The 14467-nt window shown below is 57.1% G+C and carries 9 protein-coding genes and 2 pseudogenes; 7 read left to right on the top strand and 4 right to left on the bottom strand.

The features are described from left to right. Positions 1–165 precede the first annotated feature (165 nt). Positions 166–2304 carry a hypothetical protein gene (locus ACVDG8_RS37700; protein WP_128374101.1) on the top strand — a complete coding sequence of 713 codons (2139 nt, stop codon included), beginning with the start codon at positions 166–168 and terminating at the stop codon, positions 2302–2304. Positions 2305–2385: 81 nt separating this feature from the next. Here ACVDG8_RS37700 and ACVDG8_RS37695 read toward each other — a convergent pair whose 3' ends face one another. Then, positions 2386–3153: a hypothetical protein gene (locus ACVDG8_RS37695; protein WP_455707934.1), complete on the bottom strand. Its 768-nt coding sequence runs from the start codon at positions 3151–3153 to the stop codon at positions 2386–2388. A gap of 231 nt (positions 3154–3384) precedes the next feature. Between ACVDG8_RS37695 and ACVDG8_RS37690 the strand changes: the two genes are divergently transcribed. Next, entirely contained in the window at positions 3385–4407 is a 1023-nt protein-coding gene (locus ACVDG8_RS37690) for an IS110 family RNA-guided transposase (protein ID WP_447250672.1), read from the top strand. A gap of 466 nt (positions 4408–4873) precedes the next feature. Further along, positions 4874–6028, top strand: a complete 1155-nt coding sequence (locus ACVDG8_RS37685; protein ID WP_455707933.1) for a TIR domain-containing protein — start codon at positions 4874–4876, stop codon at positions 6026–6028. Between the two features lie 110 nt (positions 6029–6138). Here ACVDG8_RS37685 and ACVDG8_RS37680 read toward each other — a convergent pair whose 3' ends face one another. Beyond that, on the bottom strand, positions 6139–7413 hold the full coding sequence (locus ACVDG8_RS37680; RefSeq protein ID WP_447250473.1) for a hypothetical protein: 1275 nt from the start codon (positions 7411–7413) through the stop codon (positions 6139–6141). A gap of 1037 nt (positions 7414–8450) precedes the next feature. On the opposite strand from ACVDG8_RS37680, the gene ACVDG8_RS37675 reads away from it, so the two are divergent. Both ACVDG8_RS37675 and ACVDG8_RS37670 read left to right on the top strand, forming a co-directional pair. After that, complete coding sequence (locus ACVDG8_RS37675) at positions 8451–9023, top strand: hypothetical protein (RefSeq protein ID WP_447250472.1); 573 nt, start codon at positions 8451–8453, stop codon at positions 9021–9023. Between the two features lie 736 nt (positions 9024–9759). Next, positions 9760–11193 carry an NAD-dependent succinate-semialdehyde dehydrogenase gene (locus ACVDG8_RS37670; protein ID WP_447250471.1) on the top strand — a complete coding sequence of 478 codons (1434 nt, stop codon included), beginning with the start codon at positions 9760–9762 and terminating at the stop codon, positions 11191–11193. Positions 11194–11377: 184 nt separating this feature from the next. On the opposite strand, the gene ACVDG8_RS37665 is transcribed toward ACVDG8_RS37670, so the two are convergent. Together ACVDG8_RS37665 and ACVDG8_RS37660 are read right to left on the bottom strand one after the other, a co-directional pair. After that, entirely contained in the window at positions 11378–13009 is a 1632-nt protein-coding gene (locus ACVDG8_RS37665) for a choline dehydrogenase (protein ID WP_455707932.1), read from the bottom strand. After that, the gene (locus ACVDG8_RS37660; protein ID WP_455707931.1) at positions 12961–13110 is read right to left on the bottom strand and encodes an NAD(P)-binding protein; all 150 of its coding nucleotides are present in this window, start codon (positions 13108–13110) and stop codon (positions 12961–12963) included. The genes ACVDG8_RS37665 and ACVDG8_RS37660 overlap by 49 nt, the downstream gene beginning before the upstream one ends. 398 nt (positions 13111–13508) lie before the next feature. Between ACVDG8_RS37660 and tnpC the strand changes: the two are divergent. After that, positions 13509–14273: pseudogene (gene tnpC / locus ACVDG8_RS37655) on the top strand (IS66 family transposase); the annotation flags it as partial. After that, positions 14269–14433, top strand: a pseudogene (locus ACVDG8_RS37650) (IS481 family transposase); the annotation flags it as partial. The pseudogenes tnpC and ACVDG8_RS37650, both read left to right, overlap by 5 nt. Positions 14434–14467 lie beyond the last annotated feature (34 nt).

Genomic DNA, 14467 nt, shown 5'->3' with positions numbered 1-14467 from the left:
CGGACGTAGGATTTGGCCTCCGCTTAGGCTGGCATGAGGGATAGTATCGACGGTACGCTCGTCTATGAGTTGCGGTGGAGGCTGCGAACTGGCATCGCTTGACTTGCACATGGGCAGGCGGCCAGAAGCAGGCTGACTTGAGTTAGGGGTTTGGATCGAAACGAAATGACGCTCGACATCAGGGGAAGCATCAAGAACACCAAGCTCAGCTTGAACCAATACGTGGTCTTTGAAGAACTTATCGCCAATGCGATCGATGCCTATCTCATTCGGCGAGCGAGCGACCAATCCGCGCCGGACATGAATATTGCAATCGAAGTCGATTTCTTGCGTGCAGACTTGCTCGACGATCGCGAACTAATGAACGTTTCGTGCGGCGACAACGGATGCGGTCTCGGCGACGACCAACTCAAGGCCTTCCTGACAAAGGATACGTCCTACAAGGACGATCTCTCCATCTCTGGCATCGGAAAGTGCAAGGGCGCGGGACGCATCCAGTTCTTCCATCATTTCGCAGCGATGAGGATCACCAGTACCTACCGGGACGGTGACTCTCTCCTGAAGCGCGAGTTTCGGTATTCCGAACCGCAGAAGCAGATCGAGGCTGATGATTTTACCACGGCGCCGGTCGCTGAAGCCGACATCGGGACCGTCATCCGGCTTGAGCAATTCAAAGAGGCGGTTCGCCCGCGCGTATCCCACGGTGAGGCCCTCAGCACCCTCTTCTCGGCGCCGGGGCTGAAAAAGCAGATGCTCGTCGCTTTCCTGCAGCGGCTCGTCGGACTCGGTGAACAGCTCGGCAACTTCGAGATCCGGTTCACCACACGGCACTGGAAGGACGACCAAGCGAAGATCGAAGCGCTACGGCTCGCCGACCTGCCGGCAGTCACTGCCGAGCGTGCTGTTGATGTCGAAGAGCGTGATCCTGCATCAGGGGACCGTCTCGGCACGCGGCAAACATTCAACCTCTCCCACTATCAGCTCGATGCCGAACAGTATGATCTTCCGCGCAACGCCATCGCCTTCTGTGCTAAGTCCACGCCTGTGAAGGACATCACGGGTCACTACCTCAGGACGCGTACCGAGCAAAACAACCCGGTCGGCGGTTTCCATCATATCGTGCTGATCGAGGCTGACTATCTGGACGCACGCGTCAACGAGCAGCGCGACGACTTCGACAATATTCCCGACGAGATTCCGAGCGGCGATATGTTTTCGGCGGAAAAATTGTCCTACGCTGACATTCATGAGGCGCTCGACCCGGTCATCGACGAGATGGTCACTCCTGCCGACTGGAAGAAGGAGGCGGTGCTCAAGGAGGCCACCCACCAGTTCGGTATCAGCGAAGCGATGCTACAGGATACCAAGACCAGGATCGTGTACGGCGAATCCGCCCAGTCGGTCGCTGAACGCGTGTTGAGCAAATACCAGAAGGCCATCATCGACGAGACCGCCGCGATCTTCAGCCTCAAGGAGGAGATCATGGCAGCCGAGCCGGACTCCGACGAGTTCCGCAAGAAAATCCATGAGCTTTCCTGGAAATATACGTCATCGCTCAAGAACTTCGACATGGCGAACCTGTCGCAGCTAATCGTGCGTCGCGCCGCGATCGTCGATATCCTCGATCTCGCCTGCGGCCAGCGGCTTGCCATGCAGGCGGCCGCCGACGGCGCCAGACGCAAGGATGAGCAGATCATCCACAGCATCTTTTTCCCGATGCGCAAGGACAGCACCGAAACGACTGATCACGATATCTGGTTGCTGAGCGAAGAGTACCAATATTATGACTATATCGCGTCGGATTTGCCGCTCGCGAACATCAGATGGAACGATGACACCAATGTATTTGAGAGTGACATCGACGAGGCACTTCGAAAAATTCTTGCGAAACGCACGAGCGACAACGGGGGCAAGCGTCCCGACATCGCGGTGTTCAGTAAGGAGGGCTCGGCGATCATCGTCGAATTCAAGGCGCCTGGTGTTTCCACTGACGAGCATATCGGCGATCTTTCCGAATATGCTCAGCTGCTTGCGGCGAAATCCGGCGGCAAACTCAGAAAATTCTATGGCTATCTGATCGGCGATAGCGTCAATACGCTGCGTCTGAGCGGGAACTGGACGCCGTTCCCGACCGGCAAGGGCTGGTTCCAATCAAGCGAACTGAAGGATCCCGAGACGCGGCAATCGCTGGGTGAGACCTATTTCGAGATACTGCATTTCAGTGATGTGATCGACCGCGCCAAAAAACGCATTGGCGTCTACCAGGACAAACTCAAACTGGACTTCCGTCGCGACAACATTTGAACTGCGACCGCGCCCTTGGGTCCGCCTTGCGCGTTTGAGTTCGGGGAGCGGACTGGCAGGACTCGGCCCCTCGGGCACCAGCTAAACGTCGACGATAACGGGAGGTCCTAAGCCGCCAACCTGTAGTCGTTTCAGTGATGGGTTGCTGAGATCGACTTCAATTTCTGATGTGAAGGGAACTGCGTAAGTTTCGGCGTCGAATCCCCTGAAAGCGACCCCGGCAGCCTTCATTGCCTTAAATACCTTGCAAACGGCGGAAACGAAGATGGGCATCAAGTCCAAATAGATTTGATCCTTCGGGTATCGGTCACGTAACCCGCGGTCGCGGATTGCCGGAAGTTTGAGCTGCATATCGATGCCTTCCATCCTCCGCACAGCCTTGTCGCTGCCGACGATGGTGTCGAGGTAGGGCGAGGCGCATGAAGGGTCAAGCCGAGCGTCCAGATCGTCCAGCCTGACGTAATGGGACATCTGGATTGGACTGCCATGAAGCGTGGAGTGGCTCGCAAGAAGGAAGGAAGCGCCGCACCAGCGATCCAGATCGGTATCGAGGTACAGACGCTGATTCAAACTGTGGAATAGGGGATGATTACGATGATGGATTGCATTGCGTACCGCTAAGAGCACGGTGGTATCGCCGTTACCGAAATATGGGAACAGGCCCTTCGAGACATCATAGAGCGTGTGAAAGGCCTCAAGCTTCATTTCGAAAGTGCGATCCAGGTTGTCAATCGCCTCCTCGGGATCAACTTTGAATAGCTCACCAAAGCGCATGTGCGTCTCGACATACATTCGCATGATGTTCGCTAAGCTGCCGATCGCTCTTTCTATGATCTGATTGCTGCTCAATCGTGTCGTTCCGATATGGTGGCCATCGTGCAGTCGCCACGACCAAGCCGTTGTCCCAACGACGCGTGCCGGGGAGCGCTTCTTGTAGACCGACGGTCTTGATTGACCAAGATCAATGGCAGCCTTCCGACCTTTGAAGTCCAGCAGCCGCCAGTCCGCTTCTGATGCGGTGGACGGCTCTCCTCCCGCCCTGCGGTATGATCGTGGGGCCAGAACTGGAGGAGATCTATGATGGGCAACGTTACGACGATTGGTCTGGATATTGCGAAGTCAGTGTTTCAAGTCCACGGGGTGGATGCGGCGAGTGAGGTTGTCGTTCGCAGGAAGCTGACGCGTGGGCGCGTGCTGGCATTCTTCGAGAGCCTGCCACGTTGCCTGGTCGGTATCGAAGCCTGCAGCTCGTCGCATTATTGGGCGAGAGAACTGACTGCACGTGGCCATGATGTGCGGCTGCTGCCGGCGCAGTATGTGAAGCCTTATCTGAAGCGGCAGAAGAATGATGCCGCAGATGCAGAGGCGATCTGCGAGGCGGTCACTCGGCCGACCATGCGCTTCGTGCCTGTGAAATCACCCGAGCAGCAAAGTGTGATGATGCTGCACCGGGTCCGGTTGATGCTCAACCGCCAGCGCACGCAGATATCGAACGCGTTGCGGGCACACCTATCCGAGTTCGGGATCGTAGCGCCGATCGGGCGGAATGGGATTGAGCAACTGCTCGTGGTCGTCAACGACGAGAACGAGGCCAGGATACCAGCTGACGCGCGGCTATGCCTTCGCATGCTCGAGGCGCAGCTCAGGGTCGTGAAGAAACAGATTCTCGAAAACGATCGTAGGGTTCGGGCGAATGCGCGTGAGACCGAGCTTGGTCGCAGGTTGATGGAAATCCCAGGCGTCGGCCCGCTGCTGGCAAGTGCATTCGTGGCTACGGTCGCGGATGCGCATGCGTTCAAGTCGGGGCGCTGTCTATCGGCATGGATCGGACTCGTGCCGAAGCAGAACTCGAGCGGGGGAAAGGAGAGGCTCGGCAGTATCTCCAAGGCCGGCAATCGCTACTTGCGGCAGTTGCTCGTGGTGGGTGCGATGGCGGTCATCCGCTATGCCGAGCGCAACGGTACCAGGAGGCCATGGCTCGTGCAGTTGATGACGCGGCGAACAGCCAAGGTTGCGGCGGTTGCGTTGGCCAACAAGACCGCCCGGATGGTCTGGGCACTGATGACGAGCGGAGAGCGCTACAGGGAGCCGGTCATCGAATAGAACAAGATAAGGCGAGCGATCGCTGACGAGGTTGGAAAGGGCGGACAGGAGCTAATGCACAAAGCCGGTTGATACCGCCGGATCAGGAAAACCCACTGGGGCCGTGCACCTTGAGTGCGAGCTTACGATCGGGACCTGAGACGCGCGAATGGCATTATGGCCAGCGGCACATGATAGGCCGCACCTACAGGTCGGATACATGGCCGCACCAACCAGCAAAGGCAAAGCTCAAAGAATCCCTTGCCAACGGAGAGCCGTCCGTACACGGCCCCGAAGCTGCCTTGGCGCGCGCCGAGGCCAGCGCCGTAAGCCCTTCGACCCGAATTGAATCACATCCCGGAATCCGGTGGCAAGCCGATCGCCGCAGTCCACAGCGGAAAGGCTATTTTCATGACGTCGATGTTGAGAGGGTGATGCCGGTGGCCTACCTTTGCGTAAGCACACTGAGTCCGCGGACGTTGACGCCATGGTCACGCCGAAACTATGGGGTCCGCCGATGGAAGGGCAGGAACTGATCGAGATCGCGGATCGGCTGAAGGTCCTGGCAGATGGGCTTGAGGTCGACGAACTCACCCAAGGATTGCGACGCATCGGCGCGGTGTGCGAGCAGGTCGGGCAGGCCTGGAGTGGGTCCAACCTCGGCTACCATTCCGTCGTGTACTATGCGGGTTTGGCACGGCCTCCCGCCGGCGCACATTTCAGCATCGAGTCTGGGATAGCAGACGCGTGGCCGTTGGATGGCTCGGTTGGGACCTGGGAAGAGTATCGCTATGACGACGTGGTGGCGGAGATTAAACGCCGTGGTGGCAATCCCGATCTGAAAAAGATGGAGGTCGAATCTCGTGCGGTGGCGCAAGCAGTCGATGAAGCGAAGCAAACGATCGCCTCTTTGCTCTCCGAGGTGTTGCGCGACCGTCCAGACAGTTTCCTCGAGGATGTGAAATCAAAGATCGCAGACGAGCGCGTCCTTTCAGAGCAGGATGGCGCGCGGGCGATGCTGCCCCGGGGCCAAATCATCTCGCGTGACATGCGCGCGATGACGCAGGGCATGCGCTTAGCGCCACACCAAGCCGTCACGCTTAAGATGGCGTTACTCGGGGCACCGGGCATCGTCGCGCGTAAGATCTCCGGTCTTGCACGGCAGGCCGGTTCCCATCTTCTCCGGGTGGAAGGGCGGAAGCGAAAATCCGCGCTGGTGGGCACCAATGTGTTCATTGGCCACGGCCGCAGTCTCCTTTGGCGCGCGCTCAAAGACTTCGTCCAGGACCGGCTGCATTTGCCGGCCGACGAGTTCAATCGCGTCCCCGTAGCAGGCGTTACAAATATCGCCCGGTTGTCCGAGATGCTCGATTCCGCGGCGATCGCTTTCATCATCCTCACCGCCGAGGATGAAATGAAGGATGGCAAGCTACAGGCACGCATGAATGTCATTCACGAGGTCGGCCTGTTTCAAGGTCGACTCGGTTTCACCCGGGCGCTTGTGATGCTTGAGGAAGGATGCGAAGAGTTTTCTAACATCCAGGGCCTTGGCCAGTTGCGGTTTCCCGCAGGCAATATCACAGCTTCGTTTGAGGACGTTCGACGTCTCCTTGAGCGCGAAGGTCTGATCGATACCCACTAGGCAGTCATCGACGCACGCCTGGCGCCCCTGCTAAGAGCGGTCGGGCCGGCTTCCATCCCTTCATCCCGGATGTTTGGGCGGCGCGCGGTGGTATCGTCAACCAAGACTGCTTAGGCGTATATAGCACGGTGCCGTTCCTCTGGGGCTACCCAGCTTTCGATGAAATCCAGCGGGTCTACACCTCCCATCATTGACCTTGCGAGGGTCAGGCGCTCTTCCAGGCGGTGCCGCCGCTCAACGGTAGCATGCTTCAGGCGCTCTTCCGCATCAGCGAAAAAGCGCTCTATCGTCATCGCTCGTCCCCACCTCTCGATAATTTCCGCAAGTTGTTCACGGCTGTCGGCAAGAGCCTGAGCTATTTTCCGGGCATCCTCTTGCCTTAGGTAGCGCTCCCATTCCTCCTCTCGCTCCTTTTTCCTCTTCGCCTCGGCCTCATCTGCGGCGGTCATGAGGCGTTGGAGGTCATCCTTGACCCCTTTCACGGTCTCGACGATTCTTGGGATAAGCTTGCCAAGTGTCTCCTGCTCCGTTTCCTGCCAGCTAGCCGACCAATCGACGCCCCCTTTCGGCGAATAGACAACGACCCCAAAGCGTCCCGACGGCAGGTCCTGCCCTGTCGTCCAGGAATGCGTCAGCTGCCAGGGCTTGGCTGCCCGGATAAGCCTGCTGTCTTCGCGATGATACTCACCATTGAGGTATCGCATCGACACTCGTTCGGTCATCTCGGTGAGAGCGAGCCCGATTGGCACCGTGTCGATATAGAAGACGGTCGGCCGGTCCGGAGCCCAGATGCTTCCGGAGTGATAGCGCCCGTATTTGCGATCCTTTCGCTCCACCTCCTGTTCCTTGATGTGGATGCGATGGAGATCATCGGCGGCTTGTGCGATGCGAACCCGGTACCCTTGTTTATGCAGCGCGAGATAGAGGTCATTGGCGATCGAGAGTGCGCGCAACAGCGCAGCCTCTGAAGAAATCAGATCCGGCAGGATCCTTTTGTGGGGTCTGAGGAACTCGCCGTGTTTGACGTCCCGCGTTTTTCGAAAATGCTCTTCGACACCGAACAATAGCGGATGATGTGCTGGCCGATCAGGTTTCGCGGCGCGCCTGGTTTTGCGTGCCGCGATTTCTTCCGGCGTCCTCTTGCGCCGTGGCTTTGGGGTTGACGGCGTAATCTCGATGGTTTCATCCGATGCCTCCGCGAGCGTCGGCAGCTCTGCCGCAAGGCCGAGGGACTTGCGGGTCCAGTAGCCCGATCCAGGGTAAGGGACCCCATATTGCTTGCAGATGGCGGCCAGCACTGTGCCGGAAATTCCGAGCTCCGGGGCAACTTTGCTCAGCGGCCCGTCACAGACCCGTTTATAAAGTTCCAGACGTGTCAATTGCATTAGCGATTGTTCTCAGTTCAATCGCGACCGATATCGTACTGCCGGGATAACGGCAGGCGCTGGATCTCGCCGCTTGTCCCCGACTTATCAGCGGTTTGGATAATTTTTGCGACGGCGGCGCCGGTCAGCCACCCCTTTTCGGTGTTCGTCTTTTGTGCTCAAGAAGTCGCATAAAAGGGGGCAGTGTGGTGTGATGTCCGGAATTATTTGACATTTCATGGGGTTTGCCAGTCCGGAATTATGGGCCCCGGGTGCTCGGCCTATGCGGTTGAAAACAAGAGGGTTTCAGGCCGAGGTAGGGATTCCCGATCCAAAGAACCGAGTTTACCAATGGCCTCAATGACAGTTAATTCTGGACTGGTATTAAGTAATTGGAGTTGCGTGGAATTTAGGCGCCCTTGTTGGTCAACCCGCTTACGTCGGCCAACGGATTGGTCAACCCAAGACGCCAGGATTGGTAAACCGAGGTAGCAGCCCTATCGACCAAGGTTCAGCTCTGTACTTCCCCCACAATCGCTTGAGACAGATGGCGTCAGCATCTCAACGTTGGCACGTGCGCACGGCGGCGACGTCCTGACTTAATTCCGGACAGCGACAGATAATTCTGGACGGCACACTGGTATGCCGTCCAGAATTATCTGTCGCTGGTGAGAGTCCAAGCCCAGAATTATCTGTCGTCGACCTCACTGCTAAGCGGCTCATATTCCACCCCTTTCGCCAGAAGAGGTTACCAATGCCCTTCAGTCAACAGGTTACCAATGTGCCCCAACGACATATAATTCCGAACTGACGCTAAGGAGCTGTCTTCAATGAGCTTATTGCGGCCCTGATTGGTAACCTAAGGCCACTCAACACGCGGATTGGTAACCCACGGGGCCAGGTTTGGTAACCCTTTTCGAGTGAGTGCCGCTCGCACCTCTCGGCGTATTCGTTTCAGTTCTAAGCCCGCTTAATTCCGGACGACGACAGATAATTCTGGAGGGCACAGCGGAGCTGCCTATTGTGAGGTTACGCAGCATACCAAGGCTATCAGGCCGATGTTCCTGATGCTGCATGACGCCTACGGCGTCCAAAGGGACAGCAAGCACACATACGATCTTGCGAAGGATTGCATGAATTTTTTGGGCGCCCGATACGGCCCGACGCGTCCGTTGCTGGTGGACGAATATCAGAACTTCACTCCCACTGTTTTGCGGGAGCTGCTGCATCTTCAGGAGCGGTGCGGCTTCGCTTTACTGCTCGCCCGCAACACTCATCGGTTAGCCGGCACGAGGCGTGATACCCACGCTGTGGATCAGATCGAAAGCCGTATCGGCATGCGTTTCGAGATCGGGCAGCCGACGCGGGAGGACTGCGTGAGGATCGGCGCGGAACACAACGTTGAGGGAGCCGACGCCTACGAAGCGATTGTTATCTACGGGGAGAACACCTCCCTTCGCGCGCTTTGCCATCTCCTCCAGAATTGCGCTGCGGGGACCAGCGGCTTCGGCAACATTCGTCTTCCCCGGATAGAGACCACGCTTCGCGGCATGTCGTGCGGCAGCGATGTGCTCAGGCTTCTACACGAGCGCCGAAACGCCACCGCTGACGACCTCCGCAGCCCGGCTTAATTCCGGACAGCGACAGATAATTCCGGACGGCACAGCGCAGCTGCCAGCCCATCGAGACGATCTGAGATGTCGATCAGTTCCTGTCCATCCACAAACATTCTCCGCTAGCTTAGAAGACATCTCAGCAAGTAAAGCGTCGCGGTCAACTCACCGCCCCTCATGCCTTCGATCCGGACGGCGCCTGAAAGCCAAGAAAGCGCAACCGGCCCGCGACGGGTTTTCTTTGCTAATTTCGCAACGGGTACACCCATCCGACACCCTTCACCAATGACGTGGACATCTTCGACGCGTGGAATGCCTCGCAGTGGCTTCTTGAGATGCAGGTTTTGTCGTTGTTCGGTTACCGCGGAAAATACCAGGGTCGTCGGTTTCAAATGCGTTCATCTGCATCGCAGCCGCCGTCATCTTCTGGTTCTGATCAATGAGTCCTGAGTCTAGGCGTTATCCACGGCAATGCAGGACATCCAAATCTGGGGGCTTACCAAGCCACACCAAGAAATTTGGAGTCGCACGATTTCTTTTCGTTTGCGACGGTCCCTGATGCATTCCATTCCTACACGAGAGGACGTTCATCGGGGCGAAGTCGTGCAAGCCGGCATATTTGACGGATTAGCTAATTGCCAACGGAAATACAGTTTGGACTTTCCCCCTCGAATGGATGCGCCCTCGGTACGAGGCCGCGTACAAGCTCCTTGACCGCCATCGCTTATATTGAGCTGTGATAAGGAGATTAAATTTGCACCATTTCGCGCTCATTATCGACGGGGAGACCATTCACGCCGATCAGCGCTCGACGATTGAGGTTACCAATCCCGCAACGGGTGAATTGCTTGGGAGGCTGCCTTGTGCGACTGAGGAAGACCTTGACAGGGCAGCGGTCAGCGCCGCTCGGGAATTTGCAGCTTGGAAGGGCCGTAGCAGCGCACAGCGTGGTGAGATTTTGCGCAAGGCTGCCCAGATAACGCGCGAGAACGAGCAAAAACTGGCTCAAGTTATCACCTTGGAACAGGGAAAGCCGTTAGCGGAGGCGCTAGCGGAGGTTTCCGGTATCTATGAAGCATTGGAGTGGTTCGCAGAGGAAGGACGTCGCAGTTACGGGCGCATCGTTCCGTCCTCTTCCTCAAACGTGGAATTCAAAGTTCAACAGGTTCCGGTGGGTCCTGTGTTAATTCTGACCCCATGGAATTTTCCCGTCGGTGAGGTCGCCAACCATCTTGCTCCGGCGCTTGCCGCCGGCTGTACGGCGGTCGTGAAGGCGGCCGAGGAAGCTCCAAGCGCAACAGCTATGCTGGTAGATATTCTGCACGAGGCGGGTGTACCACACGGGGCCGTCAATCTGGTCTTTGGTGATCCAGCGATGATCGCCAAGCATCTGATCAATTCGCCAGTGATCCGGAAGATTGCCTTCACGGGCTCAGTCCCAGTTGGAAAACAGCTTGCGGCTCTCGCCGGTGCCACGATGAAATCCACAACTCTGGAACTGGGTGGCAACGCGCCGGCAATCGTGTTCGACGATGTCAACTTGGAATCCGTGGTCTCTCAAATTGCATATCGTAAATTCCGCAATTCCGGACAAGTTTGCACAACACCAAACCGGATCTTCGTGGAACGAACCGTCTTTGATAGGTTCGTTGAACTCATGGCTGCTCGAGCGAGGTCACTCAAGGTCGGTCCTGGTTCTGAAGCAGGTACTGAAATGGGACCGCTGGTAAGTACCCGCCGGCTTGATGCAGTCCTAGCGCTTGTCGAAGATGCAGTACGCGGCGGAGGTACGCTGGTGTTCGGCGGGCGTCGAATTGGAAACTCGGGCTGTTTCATGGAGCCGACCGTGCTCGCAAATGTGCCAGAGAATTTGCGGACCGTTCGCGAAGAGATCTTCGGACCCGTCGCGGTCATAAACCACTTTTCCGATGTGAATGACGTAATCCAGCGGTCGAACAGCGTTCCAGTTGGGCTCGCTTCTTACGTTTTCACTCGCTCCTTGTCTCGTGCCCGCGCCGTTTCCGAGAGTCTTCAATTCGGGATGGTCGGCATCAACACGCTTGCGATCGCTTCCGTCGAGTATCCGTTTGGAGGGGTGAAGGATAGTGGGCTTGGTAGGGTCGGCGGCATTGAGGGACTTAAACAGTTTCTCGAGATAAAAAGTGTTACCACTGACTTTTCGGATTAAGTGCCGTCCGTGAGGAACAGCTCTCGTTATAGTCCGAGGCGGGACTGAATCCGGAGAGTCATGAGTGACTTGCTCGCGCACAGTCCGGCTGTTGAAGGTCGCTGGCCAGATGAGACGTAACGTGGCCTTTGACGGGAACCGATTGACTGGACGCACCAAAGCCCCATCTCGCACTTGACAACCGTTAGCCGACGTCCGTCGCTCGATCCTGCCCCCGAGCAGCAAGCGTCGGTTCCATCTTTTCCGCCAATGGTCTAGCCAATCTGGTCAATCGCGTTTGAAGTAAGGGGCCTCTATCGAGATCTAGCGCACGCAGGCCCCGCATATGGTCGGCGATTTTCTCTGCCATCATCATGACAGGAGCGTTCAAATTTCCTGTTATCATCCTGGGTATGATAGATGCGTCAACGATTCTCAGATTCTCAAGCCCATGCACCAATCCCCACTCGTCCACCACGGCAAGCGAATCCGTTCCCATGCGGCATGTACAGGCAGGGTGATACTCCGTAGCGGCGTTAGCCCTCAACCAGGATAGGAGCTCCCGTTCAGTCTGGACGTCTTTCCCTGGCTCAATCTCGGCTCCTCGAACGCCATCCCATGCCCGTTGGGCCACCAATTCGCGAGCAGCTTTAATCGCCCGGACCAAAGTATCAATATCTTCTTTGTCTTTTAAATAATTGAACAATATAGACGGATACTGACTTGGATTTCGGCTTTTCAGCTGGACACGCCCCCGGCTCGTTGGACGCATAGTGTTCACATGGAGTTGAAATCCATGGGCAACATCAATTTTGCCGCGACGGTAGACGCGCAGCATGGGTAAAAGTTCAAGCTGAACATCAGGTATTTCTACGTCTGGATGGCTGCGGATGAATCCGCCAACCTCAAAATAGTTGGTTGTTCCCAGCCCTTTCCGGCGCAGTGCCCAATCCAAACCAATGCGAGCTCGACCAATCGGGCCAAGATGTCTAGCGAACGATATCGGACCGCTGGTATGATAGCGGACTGGAACCGCGACATGATCCTCGAGATTGGCACCAACACCGGGCAGATGCCGAACGACCGGTATTTCCATTTCTCTTAAATGATGTGCGTCGCCAACGCCCGATAGAAGCATAAGTTGGGGAGTCGCGATCGCACCAGCGCTCAAGACAACTTCCTGCGTTGCTTCAACGCGAATTTCCTTTCCTCGATAACTAAAGGTGAGACCAACTGCGCGATTGCCGTCTATTCGGATATTTTGCACCAATGCGCCAGTCATGACTGTCAGATTGTCGCGACTTAGCGCCGGATGTAGGTAAGCACGAGCGGTCGACCAACGAACACCACCGCCGGAATTGCTCTGCGAGCGGTGAACGCCTTCTTGACGATAGCCGTTGTAGTCATCACTCGTTCCGAAGCCAGCTTGCTCGCCTGCAGTCAAAAAGCAATCAAACAGTTTCTCATCCGTCCGTGAAGTCTGCACTCTTATCGGACCGTCACCACCGCGCCAAATGTTTGCGCCGCCATCATATCTTTCGATCTTCTTAAAATATGGAAGGCACCTCTCCCAGGTCCAACTTGTTAGTCCGCGCTGAGCCCATCCATCGTAGTCAGTAGGATGTCCTCGAACGAACGCCATGGCATTCACCGACGATGAGCCCCCAAGCACGCGCCCGCGCGGGTGCGCTATCATACGATCGTTCAAATAGGGTTCCGGTCCGGCTTCGTACTGCCAAGTAAGTTTTGCGCTATTTACGGCGAAAGGATATGCTGCGGGCATCCGCGTTAAAACACTGGTGTCGCGCCCCCCGCCTCTAGGAGAAGCACAGTACATCCTGGATCCTCAGTGAGACGACTGGCGATAATACATCCGGCCGAACCCGCGCCGACAACGATATAGCTATATTCGGAAATATTTTGATTGTTGTTTGCCATCTTCCACCAAGCACACATCCCAGGGTAGCATAAAGTCGATCAGTTCAAACCACCTCGCGTCCCCGCAGGTAGCGGTGCTTGCATAGCAAAACCGGCCTCTGCGTATATCAGCGGAAACAGGTGGTAGCTCCGAAAAATTTCGGGGACCAAAAGAAAGATTTTGGGCCAGTCCGGTAGTCAACGCCCGATCATCAACCAAAGTGCAGCAAGCGAGCCAAATCGAGCGATCTAAAATGTTTGATCCCAGGCTTTGATGGTACGTAAGCGCTGTCCCGTTGGAACCTTTCGCGCGTTGTCGTGAGCGACGATGCTCGGAGCCTTTGAGGGCTTCGACACATGACGATTTCAGAGCTTACGCTTAAGTCCAGGGACGAGGAGCCGGTTCGACGGCTTGAGATATTCACGGGTTCTGGACGGCGGCGCGAATGTTGCCGGAGGAGAAGGCGCGGATCGTGGCGGAAAGCTACGATGCTGGCGAGACGGTGAGCGCGGGTGCCGTTGGCGAATGCGCCGGCACCCGAGCCGTTGTTTGTTCCAGCGGTGGTCGCGGCACAGGAGCCCAAACCGGCAGGGAAGCGCGCGAGGCTCGCGCCAGGAAGCGCCGCGCCAACCGTGGATCACTGCCCGCGCATCTGCCGCGTATCGAGCAGATCATCGACATTCCCGACAAGATCTGCCCGTGCTGCAAGGGAATGCTGCATGTCATGGGCGAGGATCGCTCCGAGCGCCTCGACATCGTGCCGGCCAAGTTCCGCGTCATCGTCACGCGCCGACCGAAATACGCCTGCCGGAGCTGCGAGGAGGTCGTGGTGCAGGCACCGGCTCCGCCACGGCTTGTCGAGGGCGGCATCCCGACTGAGGCGACCGTCGCCCATGTGCTGGTCTCCAAGTACGCCGACCATCTTCCCCTGTATCGCCAGGAGCAAATCTACGCTCGCCAAGGCGTGAACCTGGATCGCTCGACGCTTGCCGATTGGGTCAGCAAGGCGGCTTTCCTGCTCCGCCCCATCCACGAGCGGTTGTTCGAGCGGCTGAAGGCGTCCGGGAAGCTCTTCGCCGACGAGACCACGGCGCCGGTGCTCGATCCCGGGCGCGGCCGCACCAAGACGGGCCAGCTGTTCGCTTATGCTCGCGACGATCGCCCCTGGGGCGGGATCGCTCCAACGCCACCTCGCCGACTTCGTAGCAGCTTACAACTTTGGGCGCCTGCTGAAGACACTGAAGGGCCTCACGCCCTACGAGTTCATCTGCAAACAATGGACCATCGAGTCCGAAAAGTTCAAGTTCGATCCGATCCATCAAATGCCGGGACTAAACATTTAGGGACGGTCGTGGTCGCGATGGTCATCGCCGGTGT

The sequence above is a fragment of the Mesorhizobium sp. ORM8.1 genome (genome assembly GCF_053005525.2).
This window is presented reverse-complemented; position numbering and strand designations above follow the sequence as displayed.